General features: G+C 62.0%; 16 protein-coding genes. 13 read left to right on the top strand and 3 right to left on the bottom strand.

Translation table 11 applies throughout. The features are described 5' to 3' along the window. Window positions 1-3: 3 nt before the first annotated feature. Genes tssK through tagH form a run of 3 tightly spaced genes read right to left on the bottom strand, consistent with a single transcriptional unit; the run spans window position 4 to window position 3,269 of the window. Window positions 4-1,338, bottom strand: a complete 1,335-nt coding sequence (gene tssK / locus AACY08_RS20080; RefSeq protein WP_339436645.1) for a type VI secretion system baseplate subunit TssK — start codon at window positions 1,336-1,338, stop codon at window positions 4-6. An 18-nt stretch (window positions 1,339-1,356) separates the two neighbouring features. Then, window positions 1,357-1,866, bottom strand: coding sequence for a type VI secretion system lipoprotein TssJ (tssJ, locus tag AACY08_RS20085; RefSeq protein WP_339415069.1), 510 nt, complete (start codon window positions 1,864-1,866; stop codon window positions 1,357-1,359). A 56-nt stretch (window positions 1,867-1,922) separates the two neighbouring features. Further along, window positions 1,923-3,269 (bottom strand): type VI secretion system-associated FHA domain protein TagH, encoded by a 1,347-nt coding sequence (gene tagH, locus AACY08_RS20090; RefSeq protein WP_339471090.1) that lies wholly within the window; start codon window positions 3,267-3,269, stop codon window positions 1,923-1,925. Between the two features lie 393 nt (window positions 3,270-3,662). On the opposite strand from tagH, the gene tssA reads away from it, so the two are divergent. From tssA to AACY08_RS20155, 13 genes are all read left to right on the top strand, one after another. Beyond that, entirely contained in the window at window positions 3,663-4,682 is a 1,020-nt protein-coding gene (gene tssA, locus AACY08_RS20095) for a type VI secretion system protein TssA (RefSeq protein ID WP_339471091.1), read from the top strand. Between the two features lie 54 nt (window positions 4,683-4,736). Further along, window positions 4,737-5,243, top strand: coding sequence for a type VI secretion system contractile sheath small subunit (tssB, locus tag AACY08_RS20100; protein WP_003231688.1), 507 nt, complete (start codon window positions 4,737-4,739; stop codon window positions 5,241-5,243). A 2-nt stretch (window positions 5,244-5,245) separates the two neighbouring features. Next, window positions 5,246-6,742: a type VI secretion system contractile sheath large subunit gene (gene tssC, locus AACY08_RS20105; RefSeq protein ID WP_339415066.1), complete on the top strand. Its 1,497-nt coding sequence runs from the start codon at window positions 5,246-5,248 to the stop codon at window positions 6,740-6,742. A gap of 186 nt (window positions 6,743-6,928) precedes the next feature. Next, window positions 6,929-7,417 carry an Hcp family type VI secretion system effector gene (locus AACY08_RS20110; protein WP_005792512.1) on the top strand — a complete coding sequence of 163 codons (489 nt, stop codon included), beginning with the start codon at window positions 6,929-6,931 and terminating at the stop codon, window positions 7,415-7,417. A gap of 96 nt (window positions 7,418-7,513) precedes the next feature. Then, complete coding sequence (gene tssE / locus AACY08_RS20115; RefSeq protein ID WP_005792513.1) at window positions 7,514-8,029, top strand: type VI secretion system baseplate subunit TssE; 516 nt, start codon at window positions 7,514-7,516, stop codon at window positions 8,027-8,029. Continuing rightward, window positions 8,026-9,885 carry a type VI secretion system baseplate subunit TssF gene (tssF, locus tag AACY08_RS20120; protein ID WP_339471092.1) on the top strand — a complete coding sequence of 620 codons (1,860 nt, stop codon included), beginning with the start codon at window positions 8,026-8,028 and terminating at the stop codon, window positions 9,883-9,885. Before tssE ends, tssF begins: the two co-directional genes overlap by 4 nt. Next, the gene (gene tssG, locus AACY08_RS20125; protein ID WP_339471094.1) at window positions 9,849-10,892 is read left to right on the top strand and encodes a type VI secretion system baseplate subunit TssG; all 1,044 of its coding nucleotides are present in this window, start codon (window positions 9,849-9,851) and stop codon (window positions 10,890-10,892) included. The genes tssF and tssG overlap by 37 nt, the downstream gene beginning before the upstream one ends. After that, window positions 10,885-13,548: a type VI secretion system ATPase TssH gene (tssH, locus tag AACY08_RS20130; RefSeq protein WP_339471096.1), complete on the top strand. Its 2,664-nt coding sequence runs from the start codon at window positions 10,885-10,887 to the stop codon at window positions 13,546-13,548. The genes tssG and tssH overlap by 8 nt, the downstream gene beginning before the upstream one ends. 156 nt (window positions 13,549-13,704) lie before the next feature. Further along, entirely contained in the window at window positions 13,705-15,645 is a 1,941-nt protein-coding gene (locus AACY08_RS20135) for a type VI secretion system Vgr family protein (protein ID WP_339471098.1), read from the top strand. Between the two features lie 15 nt (window positions 15,646-15,660). After that, window positions 15,661-16,095 (top strand): DcrB-related protein, encoded by a 435-nt coding sequence (locus tag AACY08_RS20140; RefSeq protein ID WP_065880297.1) that lies wholly within the window; start codon window positions 15,661-15,663, stop codon window positions 16,093-16,095. Window positions 16,096-16,107: 12 nt separating this feature from the next. Then, window positions 16,108-20,538 (top strand): RHS repeat-associated core domain-containing protein, encoded by a 4,431-nt coding sequence (locus AACY08_RS20145; RefSeq protein ID WP_339471100.1) that lies wholly within the window; start codon window positions 16,108-16,110, stop codon window positions 20,536-20,538. Between the two features lie 2 nt (window positions 20,539-20,540). Further along, window positions 20,541-20,822: a hypothetical protein gene (locus AACY08_RS20150; protein ID WP_339436640.1), complete on the top strand. Its 282-nt coding sequence runs from the start codon at window positions 20,541-20,543 to the stop codon at window positions 20,820-20,822. A gap of 66 nt (window positions 20,823-20,888) precedes the next feature. Beyond that, a partial coding sequence (locus tag AACY08_RS20155; RefSeq protein WP_339471102.1) for a DUF6531 domain-containing protein occupies window positions 20,889-24,041 on the top strand: 3,153 nt, incomplete at its 3' end.

The raw sequence follows: 24,041 nt of genomic DNA on the forward strand, positions 1-24,041 counted from the left end.
GGATTATCCTCGGATCGCCCAGAAGGCCAGGTTCAAGCCCGGGAACTGCCCGGCGATGTGGAAAGCGAAACCGCCGGAATTACTCAGTTGTTGCCAATGCTCGCTGCCACGATCCAGCTCGTAATACGTCGAGCCTGCGTGGTACGGCAGTTGGCGAGGCGCCACCGGCAACGGCAGCAGGCCAATGCCCGGCAGTTGCAGGTTGACCATGTCGCGGATGTGTTCCACCGAACCGACTTTGCTCTGCTGGCCGAAGCGCGCGCGCAGGGTTTCGCCGGGCACATCGGCGCGCACCACAAGAATGAAGCTGGCGCTGTCGATCAGGGTTTTGTCGGCCAGCATCGCCACGTGGATGCCATAGGCTTTCTCCACAATCGGGATCGGCGTGGCTTTGCTGTCGATCAGCATCGACAGCGCTTCACGCAGCGCGGCCATCACCGGGGCGAAGCTCAGCACCAGGTCGTCGTGCTGGTAGTGCGGGTATTCCTGAGGGCGGCGGCCCGAGGTCGAGAACGTCGAAAACTCGCCGGCCAGGCTCACCAATTCACTGAAGAAGCGTTCAGGGTGCAGCGGGCTCAACTGGCTCAAATGCTGGATCAGCGGTTGGGCACGGTTGACCAATTGCAGCAGCATGAAATCGGCAATCTCCGACGCACCACCCGCGCCCGAGGCAACTACGCGGCCGGCCAAGGCTTCGCCGCGCTGGTGCAGCAGGCCGAGCAGTTCGCTGCGAAACGCCGTCAGCGGCTTGCTTGCGGCCACGTCCAGTACGGGCGGGATGTAGGTGTCGTCGAGCACCAGCGCGCGGTCGGCGCGTTTTTCCTTGATGCGCACCAGGCCGATAGCGGCGTAATCGCTGATGCCATCCTGGGCGGTCAACAGGCGCAGGGCGCGAGAGCCGACGGCCACTGGCGCACGGTTTTCAAAGGGGGCGTTGTCGTCACGTACTTCACGCACCTGGCTCACATAACGCGCGGCTTCCAGGGCCTCGCCTTCGTCCACGGTATCGCGGGCGCCGGCGCGCTTGAGCGGCAAGGCCAGGTACACCAGGCCGTCGCGCAGGTTGTCGTCAATATTCAGCGGGCTTGGCGCGAGGTCATCATGGGGAATGTTGAAGGGCGTACCGTCGGGCAACAGGCCGCGCGCCGAGACGATTGCCAGCTTGCCCTGGGCCAGCAGGCCCTGGTCGATCAGCAACTCGGAAAAACCCCAGGCGCCTGCGGACAACGGGCGGCTGCGGGCGTCGATCAGGTTTTCCAGGTAACGGTCATGCTGTTGGAAGTGCTGCGTTCCGATGAACATGCCTTCCGACCAGACCACGCGATTGTTCCAGGACATGGGAGCTCCGATTGCTTCTTATTGGGCAGGGCTGGATGGTGAGACCACGAGGTCGGCGCGCACGGCGCGTACATCGAGGCTGATCTGGTATTCGGTGTATTGGCGCGCGGGCACTTTGATCACTGTGCGCCATTGCGCGCGGTCCAACTCTCGATAGCCCACCAACAGCCCGATCTGGCGCGTGGACGGGTCGAGGTCGCGCTGAATGCTCAGTTGCTCGCCGGGCTGCACCGTCACTTCGTCCTGGTCCAACAGGTCCAGGCCGAGGGTGGATTGCGCGCGGTCAGCCAAGGCGAAGTAATCGGCGCGTGCAAAGGTGGCGGCGTTTTTCAGCTCGAAAATACGCACCCGCACCGGAGCGGCCTGGCCGCTGGCGCCGGGGTTAAGCCCGTTGATCGCGTGGAAGTGCAGCTCGACAGCAGCTGTATCGGCCTCTGCTTCTGCCACCGCTTCGGGTTTCGCGGCGTCTTTGGCACACGCCGTCAGCAGTAGCACGGTGGCGACTGCGAGTAAAAACCTGGGAATCATCCTGCGTCCTCAATGACGTACTTAGCTATCCGTTAATTCATGTGTTGCGCGCGGGTTTAGCGACGCTGTCGTGCGCTGTGTTCTTCGTAGGCCCGGCTGAATTCGCGGCCGAACAGGTCCTGGAAATCTTCCTGGGCCTCGCGGGAAATATTGCTGTAGAGCTCGGTGAACTGCTGCCAGTACTGGGCCTGGCGCGAGCCGTTGAAAATGCTCGACAACCCGCCGGGCTTGCCCATGCGCTCTTCCAATTGCGCCGGCTCGAAACGGCTGAGCAGGTGCTTGATCGCCGCTTCCACGCCGGCCATTACCGCCAACTGGTGGGCGCGCAGATCGTTGAAACTGTCGCGCACGGCGAGGTCCGGCGCCATAAACGCTTGGTTTCCGTGGCGTAGCAAAAGCAGTAATGCTTCGTCGGCATTCGGGGCGAATTTCAACGGATTGTTTTCAGCAGGCTGGATCATCGTTTGCTGCATGCGGAACTCGCCCTTGAGGCTGGCGCGGGCACGCAACACGTCGATCAGGCCCTCGACCATCAGGCGGTAGCTGCGGCCGATGCTTTCCATCTGGGCTTGCGCTTGGGCCTTGTCGAGGCGTAGCTGATCGAGACCAGCGCCGCGCAGGAAGGCTTGCAGGAGGTCGGGTTGCTGCTGGGTATCGGCAACAGGGACCGGGGGCTCGACCACCGGTGGCGGTTGGATCACCGGAGCAGGTGGTGGAGGCGGTGGTGGTGCGCTGGTCACTGGCGCCGGCGCGTCGCCGAACAGGTCCCAATCCTCGGGAATCACCGAGCCCGACAACCCAGGCGTTTCAACCACAGGCGCGGGCACGGCGACGGGCGTCGGCGGGCGAAAGTCATGTTGTTCAGAAGGCACGTGATCCGCCACGGTCGGCGGCGGCACGGCGGAGGGGCTGAGGAAGTCGAACAGGTCCGGCAGGGTGTCCATCGACGAGGCGCCCTGGTACTGGGGTGCAATCGAGGGTGTTGGGATTGGCGTGGGTGTGCTCACCACGGCGCCCATCAGCGCTTCAAAGCTATTCGGTGAGTCACCGGCAAACGGCTGGCTATCGACGGCCTGCACGTTGAAATCGATACGCGCCTGGATCTCGTAATCGCCGATACGGATCAACTCACCATCTTGCAGCGGCTCGCTGTTACCCCGACGCATACGAACACCCGCTTTAACCAACTCCACACCATTAGTGCTGTTATCGGTTAGGTAGTAACGGCCGTCTTTGTATTGAATAACGCAGTGTTGCGAGGAAACCAGCCGCTCAGGGTCAGGCAATATCCAGTCATTCTCAGCGCTGCGGCCGATAGCCAGCGCGCCCTGATTCATGGACTTTTCGGAGCATTGCCCAGGGGTAATCTTGTGATAACTAGTGATAGTCAAACACAGCGACATCTTGCCTCCTTGCTGATACTTCGCTCGCGGTCGATTCCCGGAACTGCGCCGCCGGGATATCCCCATCAGGTCGAGCAATCGGCCCTCTAAAACCTGCCAATGCCAGCATGATCGCTGATCTTAACTGGGTTCTATGACAAAAATTCTGCCCCGGTGCATCACTCGACCCACCAGTCGCGCAGGTTGTTAAGCACCGCACATCTGTCACAGAGGGCGAATAGCTTACCTTGACAAGCCATAAGTACTACACCAAAAATGCACAACTTCTTGAACACCAGTAATGGCACATTAATGGCATTGCACCTATATAACCAAGAAAACATGCAAAGTTCCTCGCACAACTAATGCATGAATTGCCCGCCATCTAACGGGCTGATAGGGAGATCGATTTCAGTGGATGTGCCGTTGCTGCTCACCGCCGTTTCTGCCACTTCGCCTTGTGGCGAAGACATGGAATATGACGCGCAATTTTTGCAATTGGAGCGTGATGCCAAGGGCCAACCCGAGCGCAGAATGGGCGACTCGATCCTGCCCGCTGAACCGCCGGAATGGCGCAGCATCCAGCAGCAAAGCCTCGACTTGCTGGCGCGCAGCAAAGACCTGCGCATCACCCATTTCCTGCTGCAAAGCTCCCTCGCCCTGCAGGGCGTGGCTGGTTTAGCCGAAGCCCTGACACTGATCAACGCGTTGCTGCGCGACTACTGGGCCGACCTGCACCCGCGCCTGGATGCCGACGACGATAACGATCCCACCGTACGCATCAACGCCCTCACCGGCTTGACCTGTGACACGAACATTCGCCTGCTGCGCGAAAGCATCCTCACGCGCTCACGCACTTTCGGCCCCGTGAGCCTGCGCGCCGCGCTCAACGCCAGCGGCCTGCTGAGTTTCCCCGATGAACAACTCGGCGCCCAGCAACTCAATGCCGCGTTCCTCGACAGCGACCCCGAGCAACTGCAAGCCACCCGCGACGCCCTGAGTACTGCCCGCGCGGCCTGCGAAGCCATCGAACAGCACGTCAATGATCAGGTCGGTTCCGCCCAGGGCGTGGACCTCAGTGCCTTGAAGCAACCGCTTAAACAAGCGTTGCAGATACTCAATCAAGCGGTGCCCGGCACCGACAGCAGCAGCGAACCCGAGGCCGTCAGTGACGACAATGCCCCCTCGGTCGACTTCGCCGCCGCCCCCGCAGCACCGCGCCCCGCTGGCGATATCGCCAATCGCGACGACGTGTTGCGCAGCCTCGACAAGATCCTTGCGTACTACACCCGGCACGAGCCTTCGAGCCCGCTGCCGGTGCTGTTGAACCGCGCGAAGAATCTGGTGCACGCCGACTTCGCGGCCATCGTGCGCAATCTGATTCCCGACGGCATGTCCCAATTTGAAAACCTGCGCGGCCCGGACGGCGAGTAAGTCGCCCGGCAGTCCAGTAACAACACCGTCGCTCAAGCGACCAGGAGCAGCAACGTGGCGAAGCAAAGTTCTCAGAAATTCATCGCGCGCAACCGCGCGCCTCGAGTGCAGATCGAGTACGACGTCGAGCTTTACGGCGCCGAGAAAAAGGTCCAACTGCCCTTCGTAATGGGTGTGATGGCCGACCTCGCCGGCAAGCCTGCCGAGCCCTTGGCGGCGGTGGCTGACCGCAAGTTCCTTGAAGTAGACGTCGACAACTTCGACTCGCGCCTCAAGGCCATGCAGCCGCGCGTGGCCTTCCACGTACCGAACGAGCTGACCGGCGAAGGCAACCTGAGCCTGGACATCACCTTCGAAAGCATGGACGACTTCAGCCCGGCTGCCGTGGCGCGCAAAGTCGATTCGCTGAACCAACTGCTTGAAGCCCGCACCCAGCTGGCCAACTTGCTGACCTACATGGACGGCAAGACCGGCGCTGAAGAAATCATCATGAAGGCGATCAAGGACCCGGCATTGCTTCAGGCACTTGCCAGCGCGCCTAAGCCTGCAGGGGACCAGTAATCATGACTGACAATACCGCCCGCGAAGGCTCCCAGATCCTGGGTGCCACCGAAGAAGCCAGCGAGTTCGCGAACCTGCTGCTGCAAGAGTTCAAGCCAAAGACCGAGCGTGCCCGCGAAGCCGTCGAAACGGCCGTGCGCACCCTGGCCGAACAGGCTCTGGCGCAAACCGACCTGGTGTCCAATGACGCGATCAAGTCGATCGAGTCGATCATCGCCGCTATCGACGCCAAGCTGACCGCCCAGGTCAACCAGGTCATCCATCACCCGGATTTCCAGCAGCTGGAAAGCGCCTGGCGTGGCCTGCATTACCTGGTCAACAACACCGAGAGCGATGAGCAGCTGAAGATCCGCGTGCTCAACATCTCCAAGCCGGACCTGCACAAGACCCTGAAGAAATTCAAGGGTACCGCGTGGGACCAGAGCCCGATCTTCAAGAAGATGTACGAAGAAGAATACGGCCAGTTCGGCGGCGAACCGTACGGTTGCCTGGTGGGCGACTACTACTTCGACCAGTCGCCTCCCGACGTAGAGCTGCTGGGCGAGCTGTCGAAAGTCTGCGCCGCCATGCACTCCCCGTTCATCGCTGCGGCCTCGCCGACCGTGATGGGCATGGGCTCGTGGCAGGAACTGTCGAACCCGCGCGACCTGACCAAGATCTTCACCACCCCGGAATACGCGGGCTGGCGCTCGCTGCGTGAATCGGAAGACTCGCGCTACATCGGCCTGACCATGCCGCGCTTCCTGGCACGCCTGCCGTACGGCGCCAAGACCGACCCGGTGGAAGCCTTCGCTTTCGAAGAAAACACCGACGGTGCCGACAGCTCCAAGTACACCTGGGCCAACGCCGCGTACGCGATGGCGGTGAACATCAACCGTTCGTTCAAACACTACGGCTGGTGCTCGCGCATCCGTGGCATCGAGTCCGGCGGCGAAGTGGAAAACCTGCCGGCCCACACGTTCCCGACCGATGACGGTGGCGTGGACATGAAGTGCCCAACCGAAATCGCCATCAGCGACCGCCGTGAAGCGGAACTGGCGAAGAACGGTTTCATGCCGCTGCTGCACAAGAAAAACACCGACTTCGCCGCGTTCATTGGTGCGCAGTCGTTGCAGAAACCGGCCGAATACGACGACCCGGACGCCACCGCCAACGCCAACCTGGCCGCGCGCCTGCCGTACCTGTTCGCCACCTGCCGTTTCGCTCACTACTTGAAGTGCATCGTGCGCGACAAGATCGGTTCCTTCAAAGAGAAGGACGAAATGCAGCGCTGGTTGCAGGACTGGATCCTCAACTACGTGGACGGTGACCCGGCGCACTCCACCGAAACCACCAAAGCCCAGCACCCATTGGCTGCCGCCGAAGTGATCGTGGAAGAAGTGGAAGGCAACCCGGGGTACTACAACTCCAAGTTCTACCTGCGCCCGCACTACCAGCTCGAAGGGCTGACCGTGTCGCTGCGCCTGGTATCGAAGCTGCCTTCGGCAAAAAGCGCATAAGTAACGGTTGAACCGGCTCTACTGTGGGAGCCGGCGGTTCGACGCTTCGACTTGCCCGCGATGCAGGCGACGCGGTCTGCCAGTCAGACCGCGGTGATGCAATCGCAGGCAAGCCAGCTTCTACAGAAAAGCAAAGCCCATTGGGCTTAACCAAATTTCGTGGCTTGGGCCACACAGGGAGAAAACATGGCTGTTGATATTTTCATCAAGATCGGCGACATCAAGGGCGAGTCCATGGACAAAGCCCACAAGGACGAAATCGACGTATTGAACTGGAGCTGGGGCATGGCCCAGTCCGGCAACATGCACGTTGGCGGTGGCGGCGGCGCGGGCAAGGTTAATATCCAGGACTTGTCGCTGACCAAGTACGTCGACAAGGCTTCGCCGAACCTGATGATGCACTGCGCCAGCGGCAAGCACATCGACAAGGTCAAGCTGACCGTGCGCAAGGCCGGTGGCGAAAGCCAAGTCGAGTACATGGTGATCAACCTGGAAGAAGTGCTCGTCACCTCGCTGAGCACCGGCGGTTCGGGCACCGATGATCGCCTGACCGAGAACGTGACCCTGAACTTCGCCCAAGTGATGGTCGACTACCAGCCGCAGAAAGCCGACGGCACCAAAGACGGCGGCGCGATCAAGTTTGGCTGGAACATCCGTTCCAACACCAAGCGCTGATAGCCCTTGGGGCCGTGGCCTCGCGCCACGTCCCCAAGCTCACCTTGCCCCTCTCGAAACCCGTCCCTCTCACAACCCGTCCGTGGAGCTGCTTTGGTGGTAACTGAAATCGCTTCCCGCGACCGTCTGCAACCGTCCCTGCTGGATCGGTTGACTGACGATGACCCAACCAACCCCAAGGAAAGCGCCGACAAACGCGTGCTGTCCCTGACCCAATTAAAAGCCTCGGTTCTGCGCGACCTGGCGTGGCTGCTCAACACCACGTCGTTGCTGGATGCCGACGCCACGCTGCACACCCCGGCCGGTACCTCAGTGGTCAATTACGGCCTGCCGGCGCTCGCGGGCAACAGCGTTTCCAGCGTGGACATCAAGGCGCTTGAAGCCCTGATCTACCAGGCTATTGCCACTTTTGAGCCACGCATTTTGCGCCACACCCTGCGCGTCAAAGCCCGCGTCGGCCATGGCGAGATGAACCACAACGCGCTGAGTTTCGAGATCGAAGGCGACCTGTGGGCGCAGCCGGTGCCGTTGCGCCTGTTGCTGCAAACCGACCTGGACCTGGAGTCCGGCCACGTACGTGTGGTCAACGCCGACCAGCGGAGACGCCCATGAACCCGCGCCTGCTGGAGCTGTACAACCAGGAACTGCACCACGTGCGCGAAAGCGCCGCCGAGTTCGCCAAGGAATACCCGAAGATCGCCAGTCGGCTGACCCTGTCCGGTATGGACTGCGCCGACCCGTACGTCGAACGTTTGCTCGAAGGTTTTGCCTACCTCACGGCCCGCGTGCAGCTCAAGCTCGACGCCGAATACCCGACCTTCACCCACAATCTGCTGGAAATCGCCTACCCGCACTACCTGGCACCGACGCCGTCGATGACCGTGGTGCAATTGCAGACCGACCCGGACGAAGGCTCGCTGGCCAGCGGTTTCCCCCTGCCCCGCGACACGGTATTGCGTGCCGCGCTGGGCCGTGAAACCCAGACTTGCTGCGAGTATCGCACCGCCCACCCGGTGACGTTGTGGCCGTTGCAGGTGAGCAACGCCGAGTACTTCGGCAACCCCGCCGCCGTGCTCGGGCGCCTGGCTGCAAGCGAGCCGAAGGCCAAAGCGGGTTTGCGCCTGACTCTGCGCACCGGCGCCGAGTTGCCGTTCAACAGCCTCGACCTGGATAACCTGCCGCTGTACCTCAGTGGTGCCGATGAGCAACCGTTTCGCCTTTACGAACAGCTGCTGGGCAACGCCTGCGCGGTGTTTGCGCGCAAACCCGGCGGCGATTGGGTCGAGCGCCTGCCGCCAGACGCGCTGCGTTCCCGTGGTTTTGACGATGCCGACGCGGCCATGCCGGTGGTTGCCCGCGCGTTCCAGGGCTATCGCCTGCTGCAGGAATACTTCGCCCTGCCCCATCGTTTCCTGTTCGTCGAATTCGCCGAGCTGAGCCGTGCGGTCAAGCGCTGCGACGGTCAGGAGCTGGAACTGATCGTGCTGTTTGATCGCCACGAGCCGAGCCTGGAAGGCAGCGTCGGCCCGGCGCAGTTCCTGCCGTTCTGCACCCCGGCGATCAATCTGTTCCCGAAACGCGTGGACCGTATTCACCTGTCTGACCGCGTCAACGAACACCATGTGATCGCTGACCGCACGCGGCCGATGGATTTCGAGATTCACTCCTTGAGCAGCATCACCGGCCACGGCACCGGGCCGGAGCAGTCGTTTTTGCCGTTCTACGCGGTACGCGATCCATCCCGCTACGGCCGCGACCAGGCCTATTACACGGTGCGCCGTGAGCCGCGAGTGCTGTCCAGCGACCAGCGCCGCAACGGCCCGCGCTCCACTTACGTGGGCAGCGAAACCTTTGTCAGCCTGGTGGACAGCCGGCAGTCGCCGTACCGCCATGACCTGCGCCAACTCGGCGTGACGGCGCTGTGCACCAACCGCGATCTGCCTTTGTTCATGACCGTGGGCAATGGCAAGACCGACTTTACCTTGGCCGACAGCGCGCCAGTATTGGCCGTGCGGTGTGTGGCTGGCCCAAGCCGCCCGCGCCCCAGCCACGCCCACGATGCCAAGGCCTGGCGCCTGATCAGTCAGTTGTCGCTCAATTACCTCTCGCTGAGCGAACAGGGCCAAGGCGCCGGCGCCTTGCGCGAACTGCTGCGCCTGTATGGCGACAGCAACGACGCCGCCCTGCAATTGCAGATCGAAGGCCTGCGCGAAGTCAGCAGCAAAGCCGTGACCCGACGCCTGCCGATGCCCGGCCCGATTGTGTTTGGGCGTGGCCTGGAAATCACCCTGGAATTTGATGAAAACGCGTTTCGCGGCACCGGCGTGTTCCTGCTCGGTGCAGTACTGGAACGCTTCCTGGCACGCTACGTGTCGATCAACAGTTTTACCGAGACGGTGATCCGTACCACCGAACGCGGCGAGATCATGCGATGGAAAGCCAAGCCCGGACGTCGTCCGACCCTGTGAGTACCCTGGATGCGATGCATCAGGAGCCCTGGGAATACGATTTCTTCCAGGCGCTGCGGCGTATCGAGTGTGAATCGCCCGAGCTGCCGCGTCTGGGCCATTCCCTGCGCCTGGCGGATGACCCGCTGCGCCTGGGCCAGCAGGCCGATTGCACCTTCGCCCCGGCCACATTGGCCTCGGTCGATCCGGGTGGCGATGGCAAACCGGCGCGACTCGAGCAGTTCTTCTTTGGCCTCGGCGGCCCCAACGGCCCGCTGCCGCTGCATATCACCGAATACGTGCGCGAGCGCCAGCGCAACAACGCCGACAGCACCAGCAAGCAATTTCTGGATGTGTTCCACCATCGCCTGCTGAGCCTGTTTTACCGGGCCTGGGCGGAGGCACGGCCGACGGTCAGCCACGACCGTCCAGACGATGATTACTGGTCTGCACGCCTGGCGGCTTTGAGCGGGCGCGGCATGCCGAGCCTGCTCAATCAGGGACTCATCCCTGATACCGCGAAGCTGCATTACAGCGGCCACCTGTCGGCGCAAACCCGTTACCCGGACGGTTTGAAGGCGATCCTCGGCGAGTATTTCGGGCTGCCGGTGGAGATAGAAGAATACGTCGGCCAATGGCTGGAACTGCCCGAGCGCAGCCGCGTGGGCGTGAGCGCCAACAGGCTGGGTGTGGACTTTTGCCTGGGCAGCTTCGTGTGGGACCGCCAGCACAAATTCCGTATCCGCCTGGGGCCGCTCAAGCTGGATGACTACATGGGCATGCTGCCCGGCCATCAGCCGTTCAACGAGCTGGTGGCGTGGGTGGCCGAGTACCTGGGCGATGAATTGGACTGGGACCTGAACCTGGTTTTGCAACAACCCGAAGTCCCGGCGCTGCAACTCAACGGCCAGTTCCGCCTGGGCTTCAACACCTGGCTCGGTAGCCCTGCGCACGACGCCAACGACCTAATCCTGGCCCGGCATTACGCCGATCAGGCCACCACCTCAAGGAATCCAGAGCATGGGTGAAATCAGTCGCGCCGCACTGTTCGGCAAACTCAACAGCGTGGCCTACAAGGCCATCGAAGCCGCCACCGTGTTCTGCAAGCTGCGGGGCAACCCGTATGTGGAACTGGCTCACTGGTTTCATCAATTGCTGCAACTGCAGGACTCGGACCTGCACCGCATCATCCGCCAGTTCAACGTTGAACCGGCGCGCCTGGCACGTGACCTGACCGAAGCCCTGGACCGCCTACCGCGTGGCTCGACCTCGATCACTGACTTGTCGTCCCATGTGGAAGAAGCCGTGGAGCGCGGCTGGGTCTACGGCAGCCTGATGTTTGGCGAAAGCCAGGTGCGTACCGGTTACCTGGTGCTGGGTATTTTGAAGACGCCGAGCCTGCGTCATGCGTTGCTGAGCCTGTCGTCGGAGTTCGACAAGATCAAAGCCGAAGCCCTGAGCGAGCGTTTTGATGAATACGTCGGTGACTCGCCGGAGAATGCCCTGAGCGCCAGCGATGGCTTCAATGCCGGCGCCGTGCCGGGCGAAGCCAGCGGTGCGATGGCGCCGAGCGCGATGGGCAAGCAGGAAGCGCTCAAACGCTTCACGGTCGACCTGACCGAGCAGGCACGCAGCGGCAAGCTTGACCCTATCGTGGGGCGTGACGAAGAGATCCGCCAACTGGTCGACATCCTGATGCGCCGCCGCCAGAACAACCCAATCCTTACTGGCGAAGCCGGCGTGGGCAAGACCGCCGTGGTCGAAGGTTTCGCCCTGCGTATCGTCGCCGGCGACGTACCGCCTGCACTCAAAGACGTGGAACTGCGCAGCCTCGACGTGGGCCTGCTGCAAGCCGGCGCCAGCATGAAAGGCGAGTTCGAACAGCGCCTGCGCCAGGTCATCGAAGACGTCCAGGCGTCGCCCAAGCCGATCATCCTGTTTATCGACGAAGCCCACACGCTGGTGGGTGCCGGCGGTGCTGCAGGCACTGGCGATGCGGCCAACCTGCTCAAGCCCGCCCTCGCCCGTGGCACCTTGCGTACCGTGGCCGCCACGACTTGGGCCGAGTACAAAAAGCACATCGAGAAAGACCCGGCCCTGACCCGCCGCTTCCAGGTAGTACAGGTTGCCGAGCCGTCGGAAGAAAAGGCGCTGCTGATGATGCGTGGCGTGGCTTCGACCATGGAGAAACACCATCAGGTGCAGATCCTCGATGAGGCGCTGGAAGCCTCGGTCAAGCTGTCCCACCGCTACATCCCGGCGCGTCAGTTGCCGGACAAATCCGTGAGCCTGCTGGACACCGCCTGCGCCCGCGTCGCCATCAGCCTGCACGCGGTGCCGGCGGAAGTGGACGACAGCCGCCGTCGCATCGAAGCGCTGGAAACCGAGCTGCAAATCATCGCCCGCGAGCATGCCATCGGCATCGCCATTGGCGCGCGCCAGAGCAACAGCGAAGCCTTGCTGGCCGCAGAACGCGAACGTCTTGCGACCCTGGAAGGCCGCTGGGCCGAAGAGAAAACCCTGGTGGATGAACTCCTCGCCACCCGTGCAACCCTGCGCGAGAAAGCCGGCGCCGTAGACAGTGGCGACGACGCCTTGCGCGAGCAACTGGTCGACCTGCAACAGCGCCTCAGCGCGCTGCAAGGCGAAACCCCGCTGATCCTGCCGACCGTGGACTACCAGGCCGTGGCCTCGGTGGTCGCCGACTGGACTGGCATCCCGGTCGGCCGTATGGCGCGCAACGAACTGGAAACGGTGCTCAACCTCGACCAGCACCTGAAAAAACGCATCATCGGCCAGGACCATGCCCTGCAGATGATCGCCAAGCGCATCCAGACCTCCCGCGCCGGCCTCGACAACCCAAGCAAGCCGATTGGTGTTTTCATGCTGGCCGGCACCTCCGGCGTGGGCAAGACCGAAACCGCGCTGGCGCTGGCCGAAGCCATGTACGGCGGTGAGCAGAACGTCATCACCATTAACATGAGCGAATTCCAGGAAGCCCACACCGTGTCGACCCTCAAGGGCGCGCCACCGGGCTATATCGGCTACGGCGAAGGCGGTGTGCTGACCGAAGCGGTGCGGCGCAAGCCCTACAGCGTGGTGCTGCTGGACGAGGTGGAAAAAGCCCACCCGGACGTGCATGAGATCTTCTTCCAGGTGTTCGACAAGGGCGTGATGGAAGACGGCGAAGGCCGGGTGATCGACTTCAAGAACACCCTGATCCTGCTGACCACCAACGCCGGTACCGAGTTGATTTCCCGGGTGTGCAAAGACCCGGCAAACGTGCCGGAGCCGGAAGAAATCGCCAAGGCCCTGCGCCAGCCGCTGCTGGAGATTTTCCCGCCGGCGCTGCTCGGCCGACTGGTGACGATTCCGTACTACCCGCTGAGCGACGAGATGCTCAAGGCGATCACCCGCCTGCAACTCGACCGCATCAAAAAGCGCGTGGAAAACACCCATAAAGTCGCCTTCGACTACGACGACGAGGTGGTCGACCTGATCGTCTCGCGTTGCACCGAGACCGAAAGCGGTGGACGCATGATCGACACCATCCTGACCAACAGCCTGCTGCCGGACATGAGCCGTGAATTCCTCACGCGCATGCTGGAAGGCAAGGCGTTGGCGGGCGTGAGGATCAGCAGCCGGGATAATGAATTGCACTACGACTTCAGCGACGCAGATTGACCTGACGGAACACGGTCAAAATGTGGGAGCTGGCTTGCCTGCGATAGCGGTGTATCAGTCAACATAAATGTTGAATGTTCAATTGCTATCGCAGGCAAGCCAGCTCCCACATTGGATTCGGTTCCTTCAGTAATCAAGACCTTTACAGGACGCCCAATGCTATTCAACCAAGCCTCACGCCTGGCCAAGATCACCAGCCCTCTCGGGCCGGATGTGCTGCTGCTCAATGAAATGGGCGGCGGTGAAGAGCTGGGCAGGCTGTTCAACTATGAGCTGCAACTGACGTCCCTGGACGCCAACATCGACCTCAACCAGCTGCTCGGCAAACCCATGAGCGTGGGCCTGCAACTGGCGGATGGCGGCGAGCGGCATTTCCACGGCATCGTTGCGCGCTGCAGCCAGAACATCGACCAGGGCCAGTTCGCCAGTTACCAGGTAACGCTGCGCCCGTGGCTGTGGCTGCTCAGCCGCACTTCGGACTGCCGGATTTTCCAGAACCTGAGCATCCCGCAGATCATCAAGCAGGTGTTTCGCGACCTTGGTTTTTCCGACTTCGAAGACGCCCTGAGCCGGCCGTACCGCGAGTGGGAATACTGCGTGCAGTACCGCGAGACCAGCTTCGAGTTCGTCAGCCGATTGATGGAACAGGAAGGCATCTATTACTTCTTCCGCCACGAACAGGACCGCCATGTGCTGGTGCTGGCCGACGCCTACGGCGCCCACACTAGCGTGCCCGGCTACGCGTCGATCCCGTACTACCCCAAGGACGAGCAGCAGCGCGAACGCGACCACATGCACAACTGGCACCTGGCGCACGAAGTGCAGCCGGGCTCGCTGGAGCTCAACGACTACGACTTCCAGCGCCCCAGCGCCAGCATCGACGTGCGCTCGGCCATGCCGCGTCCGCACACCGCCGGCGACTATCCGCTGTACGACTACCCCGGCACCTACGTGCAAAGCGAAGACGGCGAGCACTATGCGCGCACCCGCATCGAAGCCCTGCAAACCCTGCACGAACAGGTCGAGTTCAGCGGCAACGCCCGTGGCCTGGGTTCAGGGCATTTGTTCAGCCTGACCGGCTTCAGTCGCCAGGACCAAAACCGCGAATACCTGATCGTCGGCTGCCGCTACTACATCGTCCAGGAAAGCCTGGAAAGCGGCGGCGGCTCGGGGTCGGCGCAGTTTGAAAGCAGCCTCACCTGCATCGACGCCCAACAAAGCTTCCGCCCACTGGCCAATACGCACCGCCCTGTCGTCAAAGGCCCGCAGACCGCGCTGGTGGTCGGCCCCAAAGGCGAGGAAATCTGGACCGACCAGTACGGCCGGGTGAAGGTGCATTTCTACTGGGACCGTCACGATCAATCCAACGAAAACAGCTCGTGCTGGATTCGTGTGTCGCAATCCTGGGCCGGGAAAAACTGGGGCTCGATGCAGATCCCACGGATCGGCCAGGAAGTGATTGTGAGCTTCCTCGAAGGCGACCCCGACCGGCCGATCATCACCGGCCGGGTGTACAACGCCGAGCAGACGGTGCCTTACGACCTACCGGAGAACGCGACTCAGAGCGGCATGAAGAGTCGATCCAGCAAAGGTGGCACGCCGGCCAACTTCAATGAAATCCGCATGGAGGACAAGAAGGGGTTGGAGCAGTTGTATATCCATGCCGAGCGGAATCAGGACATTGTGGTCGAGGTCGACGAAAGCCATTCCGTGGGGCATGACCGGAATAAGAGCATTGGGCATGACGAGACGGTGACCATCGGCAACAACCGCCTGCGCATCGTCAAGCAGGAAGACATCCTCTCCGTGGGCCAGAGGAAGACCGACAGCATCAGCCAGAGCTACGTCATCGAAGTGGGCGAGAACCTGCGCCTAGTCTGCGGTGAAAGCATTCTGGAGTTGAATGCGAGCGGGCAGATCAACCTCACCGGTGTGCAAATCAGCTTCTACGCCAGCGGCGACGCCGAGTTCAACACCGGCGGCGTGCTGCACCTGAACAACGGCGGCGGCCCAGGTGCCACGCCCGATGGCCAGGGCCAGAAAGGCGCTATCGACGCCAACATTAAAGCCGCGTTCCCCGCGCCTAAAAGCTCCTGACGAGACCTGTTTGCCATGACGTACCGGATCAACGAATTTCAGTTTCAACTGCCCGCCAGTGAGTTGCAGGACGCGACGATCAATATCCTCAAGTTCCCTGAATTGGGGACGTCCCTGATCGTCAGCCGCAGCCTGCTCGCCGAGGGCGAAACCCTGCACAGCAACTTCAATGACCAACTCCAGCGCCTGGAAAAACAGGTGCAGGATTTGCGCTATCAACCGGGTGTGGACGTGCGCCTGGGCGCCGCGCAAGAGGTCGAAGGCATCGAGCTGCGCAGCCAGTTCAACAAGGGCAATGACAAGGTGTTCCAGTACCAACTGGCGCTGGTGTTGCCGGGTACGCGCAAGATGCTTGCGTTGAGTTATGTGAAGGCTGACAAGCTTGGGGACGCCGAGGCGGCGCACTGGTCTACGATCAAGAGTTCGCTCGTGTTCGACGTCCCCCAGTGAAGCGGCCTTTGCATGTCTGACGCACTGCTCTGGGCTGCGCGCCTGGGCGATGGGCTGTCCCACACCTCTGTCATGGCGGACATCCTCGGCGGCGTGCTGGAAGTGGCGGCTAACGTGGCGATTACCGCGCTGGCAACCGCTGCGGTGGTGGCGGCTACCGGCATTACCGTCGCGACCGGTGGACTGGGGGCCTGCGTACTGGGGGCGGTAGTCGGCGTGATCGTCGGCATCGCCATGAGCAAGACCGGTGCCGACAAGGGGTTGAGCGCCATGTGCGAGGGAATCGGCAACGCGCTGTTCCCTCCCTCGGTCATGGCCACAATCCTCAGCGGGTCCACCGACACACTGATCAACGCCTTGCCCGCTGCGCGCGCGGCCGGCGTCGTGCCCTCCCACGTTGCACCTGCGGGCACCGAAACCGAAACAACGCCGCCAGCACCGGAACACAGCGAAGAGCCCGGCTACCTGGACATGGCCAAAGGGTTCTTTGCGCAAATGTGGCGCCCCACCGTCGCCACGCCAGCGCCCGGCGCAGTCCCTAAACCGCTGGACGTGGTGACCTGCACAAAACACCCGCCGATGCCGCCGCAGTTTCTGGCCGAAGGCTCGGAAAAGGTCACGGTCAACGGTCAACCGGCGGTACGCAGCGGTGACCGGAGCACCTGCGACGCCACCGTGGTGTCGTCGGGGCTGATTTCGCCCAATGTGACTATCGGCGGGGGCTCAGTGGTGGTGCGCGAGATCCGCAGCGGCAAGACGCCGGGCGTTGGCCTGGCCGTCACCGCGCTGATGATGCTCAAGGGGGGTAAAGGCAAGTTCCTCAGCAACCTTCCCTGCATGCTGCTGGCAGGCGTCAATTCGTTTGTGGTCAGTCAGGCCATGGGCGCGCTGGCCAACGCCGCCATGGGCTCTTCCAACCCGGTGCACGCGAGCACGGGGGCCAAAGTGCTGGGCGGCCCCGATGAGCTGGATTTCGCTTTGCCCGGGATCATGCCCATCGACTGGCAGCGCTTCTACAACAGCCGGGATGAACGCCGCGATGGCTTGTTTGGTGCCGGCTGGAGTGTGCCCTATGAAGTCAGCGTGCAGCTGCTGCCTCACCTTGAAGGGGGCGACTACGCGTTGTACATCGACGAGCAGGGTCGACGTATCGACATGGGTTCGATCCCTTTGGGGGGTGCCGTGTTCAGCGCTGGCGAAGGCCTCAGCGTCAAGCGTCACTTGAGCGGCCAGTGGCTGATCGAAAGCGCAGACGGCTTGTACCGACTGTTCGATCCGGCGCCACAGGACGCATCGTTGCTACGCCTGAGCCAACTGGGAGATCGCAACGACAACCGAATCCACCTCGACTATGACGACGATGGTCGCCTGCTGGGCCTGCGTGACACCTTTGGCCTGGTGAGGGTCGAGCTGACGTACGACAACACTTGGCCCCATCGCGTCAGCCGAATCGAACGCCTGTATCCCGACCAACACCGTGAAGTACTGATGCATTACGCCTACGACGCCCGTGGCGACCTGGCCTCTGTACGCCAGTCCGACGGGCACGTGAAGCGCCGTTTTGCCTATGATGCCGGGCAGCGCATGGTCGAGCATCAATTGCCCACCGGCCTTCGTTGCTTCTATCAGTGGGCCAAGGTTGACGACCTTGAATGGCGTGTTGTCCGGCATTGGACGGAGGCCGGGGACACCTACACATTCGACTATGCGTTGGATACAGGCATCACCCGTATCACCGACGGGCTGGCGCGCGTCAGCATTCGACACTGGGATGAGCGACACCAGATCATCGCGTCCACCGATGCACTGGGGCGAACCTGGGCCTTCCGGTGGAATGATGATAGCCAACTGCTGGGCGCAACCGACCCTCTCGGTGGGCATTATCAGTTCAGCTACGATGATGCCGGCAACCTGACTGAGACCCTCGACCCCCTGGGGCGCAGTGAATCGACCTTGTGGCTGGAGCACTGGGCGCTGCCACTGGCGGAGAGCGATGCCGCTGGCAATACCTGGCAGTACGATTACGACTCGCGGGGCAACTGCATTCGCGAAACCGACCCACTGGGCAACCGCACGGTCTATCACTATGACGGACACGGCCAAGTCAGGGAGATCATCGACGCCAGCGGCAAGCGCAAGACCTTGCGCTGGTCCCCACTGGGTCAATTGAGCGAGCACACCGACTGTACGGGCCTTACCACCCGTTTGAGCTACTGCAAGCGAGGCTTGCTGCTGGCCAGTACCGACGCGCTCGGGGAACGCACCAGCTTCAATTATGACGACCAGGGCCGACTGATCAGCAAGCAGTTGCCCGATGGGCGCAGCGAGCACTATCAGCGTGACGCCAGCGGCCAGTTGATCGGCTACAGCGACCCTGCCGGCCACACCACGCGCTTCGAACATTCGTCGAACGGCCAGTTGCGCCAGCGCATCGACGCCCATGGCCGCCGTGTGGAGTTGAGCCATGACGTCTATGGCCGCCTGCACAGCCTGACCAACGAAAATGGTGAGCACTACCGATTCGACTGGGACGACGGTGATCGCCTGACCCTCGAACAGCGCTTGGACGGCTGTCGAAAACGGTACACGTACGACCCGCTGGACAATGTCACACAGGTAGAAACCCTCGCATCGTCCGACGCCGAGCCCGCCATCATTCATGATCTGGAGCGGGATGCAGCAGGCCGGCTGATCGCCAAGCGCACCGTAGATGGTTGCACGACGTACCGCTACGATGAACTCGACCAAGTCACAGCCATCACCTTTACAGGACACGATGGCGAGCAGCAAACCCTGGGCTTCGGTTATGACGCCCTCGGTCAGCTGACCCTCGAACAAAGCGCCGCCGGTTGCCTGGAGCATCTCTACGACGAATTGGGCAACCTGACCCAGACCCGACTTCCCGACGGCCGCTGGCTCAACCGCCTGCGCTACGGTAGCGGGCACTTGCATCAGGTCAACCTGGATGGGCAGGTCATCAGTGACTTCGAGCGGGACCGTCTGCACCGCGAAGTGCTGCGCACCCAGGGCCGTATCAGTACGCGTAGCGAATATGACCGCAGTGGACGTCTGCGTGCCCGCCAGCGCCGCCAACCGGACCACTCGCTGTTACATCCACCGGTGCAGACACGCTTGGGCTATGACGACAGCGATCAACTGGTCGAACGCTACGACAGCCAGCCCGGCACGGCACACCGCCAATTGCTGCATTACGACGCTACCGGCCGCATTCTGGCTAGCCAGGACAACCTCATGGGTCAACGGGAAGCCTTCCGCTACGACCCGGCGGCTAACCTGCTGGACGGCTCAGGACAGGTCGCCAACAACCGATTGCTGACCTACCAGGACAAACATTACCGCTATGACGGTTTTGGCCGGATGGTTGAAAAGCGCAGCCTTCGGCGCGGCACCCAACGCTTCAGCTACGACGCGGAGCAACGGCTGGCACAGGTGCACAACGATGACGGTTCCTGGGTCATCATGACCTATGACCCGCTGGGCCGGCGCACCGCCAAGACCACCTACGACCGCAACGGTGTGCAGCGGAGCCAGACACGTTTCACTTGGGACGCGCTGCAACTCGTGCAGGAGCACTGCAATCAGCAGACCAGCCTCTATATCTATGCCGACGAGGGCTACGAACCACTGGCCCGTATCGATGGCACAGGTGACCTTCAAAAAATCCGCTACTACCACAACGACCTCAACGGTTTGCCCGAACGCCTCACCGAGAGCGACGGCCATACGGTGTGGCAAGCGCGCTATGAAGTCTGGGGCAATACCGTCGAGGAAAGCCGAGAACCCTATTTCATCGAAGAACAGAACCTGCGCTTCCAGGGCCAGTATCTAGATCGGGAAACGGGGCTGCACTACAACACTCTGCGCTTTTATGACCCGGATATCGGGCGCTTCACCACACCCGACCCCATCGGTCTGGCCGGCGGCCTGAATCTCTATCAATATGCGCCCAACCCGCTGAGCTGGATTGACCCGCTGGGCCTGATGAAATGCTCCAGCCCACCCAAGGGGCGCAAGGTCAGTCGCACCGTGTATCGGTTCGAGGAACCGGGGCGCATCGGGACCACTTGGCAGGCGCACAAGTGGAATGTGGAGTCCACACACCGCTACACCACCAAAGGCGTCGGCGGGGTGTATGGCGCGAACTCACGAAAAACCGCGCTGGGCGAGGTCACGCACTGGAAGGTCGACCTGTCCAAACGGGTGTTGGTCAGCAAGAAAGTGCAGCTCAATAATGTCTTGGACCTGACCCGCGCCGATGTGCGCAAACAGCTAGGGGTCAGCCTTAAAAGCATCACCGGCTCGAAGTACACCGAGACCCATCAGATCGGCAACTGGGCCAAGGCCAATGGCTATGATGGAATCCTGGCGCCATCGGCACGCAACCCGACTGGCAGCAACTTGATCTCCTTTGCAGGTTTTTGAACATGGAACGACTGGAAAACGAATACCCGGGTGACGCGGACTGGCAGAGCACAGTGGCCTTGTATGAAGAAGACTACCTTGACGACGATGCGCGTGAACTGGCCAAGGCCTTGGGCGGCCATCTCGACATGGCAGTGATACTGCGCGGGAAACGGGGCCTTGAGGAGGGGTTGTGGTGGATCGGGCAAACGGTTCCGGCACTGGACAACATCACCCCGCTGGAATGCCTGGAAAGTCCCACGCTGATAAAACGGTTGAAGACAGCACTGATGCGTATGCCATGACACTCAAGGACACGGCGACTATGGAAAGTTGTGCGTTCAATTCAATCAGGCACGGAAGTGCAGTCCTTGTCTGATGCACTCTGGGCTGCCCGGATGGGCGATGCGCTCTCCCACACCTCGATGATGGCGGACATCCTTGGCGGGGTGCTGGAGGTGGCGGCCAATATCGCGATCACCGCCGTCGCAACCGCTGCGGTGGTTGCCGCCACCGGTATCACCGTCGCCACCGGCGGGCTAGGTTGCTTCCTCCTGGGTGCGGTGGTGGGCACGATTGTCGGCCTGGCCATGAGCAAGACCGGGGCCGACAAAGGCTTATCGAATTTATGTGAAAGTTTCAGCAACGCGCTGTTTCCGCCCACGGTGCAGGCCAATATTCTTACCGGCTCCACCAACACCCTGACCAACAACATCCCCGCCGCCCGCGCCGCCGGGGCGATCAGTTCCCATGTCGCGCCGGCCGGCACCGAGCTGGAAGAACCCGCTCCCGAGCCCGGTTACCTGGACATGGCCGAGAGCTTCTTCTCGCAGATGTGGCGCCCTACAGTTGCAACGCCCGCACCCGGCGCCGTACCCAAGCCGCTGGACCTGGTGGCGTGCATGAAGCACCCACCGATGCCGCCGCAGTTTCTAGCCGAAGGGTCGGAAAAGGTCACCGTCAACGGCCAACCGGCGGTGCGCAGTGGAGACCGCAGTACCTGCGATGCAACCGTGGTGTCGTCGGGCCTGATTTCTTCCAACGTGACCATTGGCGGTGGTTCGGTGGTGGTGCGGGAAATTCGCAGCGGCAAGACCCCGGGTGTGGGGTTGGCGGTCACGGCGTTGTTGATGCTCAAGGGTGGCAAGGGCAAATTCTTCAGCAAGTTGCCGTGCATGCTGATCGGCGGAGCCACTTCGATGGCGGTCAGCAGTGCGATGGGGGCGATGGCCAACGCGGCGATGGGTTCGTCGAATCCGGTACATGCGGCGACAGGCGCGAAGGTACTGGGCGACGTCGAAGAGCTGGACTTCGTCTTACCCGGCATCCTGCCGATCGACTGGCAGCGCTTCTACAACAGCCGCGACGAACGCTCGGACAGCCTGTTTGGCGCTGGCTGGAGCGTGCCCTATGAAGTGTGCGTAGAGATCCGTCCGCATCCCGAAGGCGGAGAGACGCTGGTCTACACCGACGAGCAGGGACGCCCGATTGACATGGGTTCGATCCCGTTGGGCGGCGCGGTATTCAGCGCCGGTGAAGGGCTCGTCGTGCGGCGACACCTCAATGGGCAGTTGTTGATCGAAAGTGATGATGGTCTGTACCGCTTGTTCGAACCCACGCCGGCCAATCCGACGCGCCTGCGTTTGAGCCAACTGGGCGATCGCAACGACAACCGCATCCATATTGACTATGACGAAGCCGGGCGCCTGGTACGCCTGCGCGATACCTTCGACTTAGTGCAGATTGAGCTGATCCGTGACCAAGAGCATCTGACTCACATTGAGCGCCTGTACCCCGACCAACGCCGCGAAGTGCTCGTCAGTTATGGCTACGACGCGGCCGGCAATCTGGCTGAGGTGCGTGACGCAACCGGCCAGGTGCAAAGGCGTTTTGCCTACGACGTGGCGCGTCGAATGGTGGAGCATCAACTACCCACCGGGCTGCGGTGCTTCTATGAATGGGCCTTGATTGAGGACTTGGAATGGCGTGTGGTCCGGCACTGGACCGATGAGGGTGACACTTACCAGTTCGACTATGACTTGAAGGTGGGCCTCACTCACATCACCGATGGCTTGCAGCGCGTCAGCACCCGCCACTGGAACACTCAGCACCAGATCATTCAGTACAGCGATAACCTCGGTCAGACCTGGCTGTTCGAATGGAACGACGAACGCCAATTGCTCAGCGCCACCGACCCCCTGGGTGGGCGCTATGAGTACAGCTACGATGAGAGCGGCAACCTCATCGGCGAGACCGACCCGCTAGGCCGCAGCGACTCGACTTTGTGGCTGGAACACTGGGCGCTGCCGCAGGTAGAAACCGACGCCGCCGATAACAGTTGGCGGTATCGCTACGACCCGCGCGGCAATTGCATCGCCGAAACCGATCCGCTGGGCTACGTCACGCGCTACCGCTATGACGCACATGGCCAGCCCGTGGAAATTATTGACGCCACCGGCAAAAGCAAAAAACTGCGCTGGAATCCGTTCGGGCAACTGGCCGAGCACATCGACTGCTCAGGTTATCCAACGCGCTTCAGCTACGACGAGCGGGGGTATTTGCAGGTCATCACCGACGCCCTTGGCGAGCGCACTCAATTTAGCTACGACGCCCAGGGACGCTTGCTCAGTACCCAACTGCCGGACGGCCGCACCGAGCACTATAAGCGCGATGTCAGCGGTCAGTTGGTGGGCTACACCGATCCAGCCGGACACACCACCCTCTACCAACACAACCGCCGTGGCCAAGTCCGACAACGTACCGACGCCCATGGGCGACAGGTGCAGTTCGGCTATGACAGCTATGGACGGCTGCAAGCGCTGATCAACGAGAACGGCGAACGCTATCGCTTTGCGTGGGACGCCGGGGATCGGCTGACTGAACAGCAAGACCTCGACGGCAGCGCCAAGCAGTACAGCTATGACCCGCTGGACAATGTCACAGCAGTGACAGCCGTGCCGGCGCCTTACGGAAACGGGCTGGCCCTGGTGCCCGAAACGCTGCCCGCGCCGATCGTCCATCGATTGGAACGCGATGCGGTGGGCCGACTGATTGCCAAGACCACCGACGATGGCCGTACCGACTACCACTACGACGCAGTGGACCAGCTCACGGCTGTCACCTTCACCGATTCGCAGGGCAATGCCCAAGCCCTGGGCTTTGCCTACGACGCCCTCGGCCAACTGCTTTGCGAGCAGAGTTCGGCGGGGAACCTGCAACACCACTACGACGAACTCGGCAACCTGATCCAAACCCAACTGCCGGACGGCCGGTGGCTCAACCGCCTGTACTACGGCAGCGGCCACCTGCACCAGGTCAACCTGGACGGCCAGGTCATCAGCGACTTCGAGCGTGACCGCCTACACCGCGAAGTGCTGCGCACCCAGGGCCAACTCAGCACCCGCAGCGAATACGACCGCAGCGGCCGCCTGCGTTCACGCCAGCGCCGTCACGCCAGTCAGTCAACCTTGCTGCCCGCTGCGGCGCAAAAACAGTTTGAATACGACCCCGCCGACAACCTGATC

It is taken from the genome of Pseudomonas sp. EL_65y_Pfl1_R83 (genome assembly GCF_963970695.1).
Classification (GTDB): Bacteria; Pseudomonadota; Gammaproteobacteria; order Pseudomonadales; family Pseudomonadaceae; genus Aquipseudomonas; species Aquipseudomonas tritici.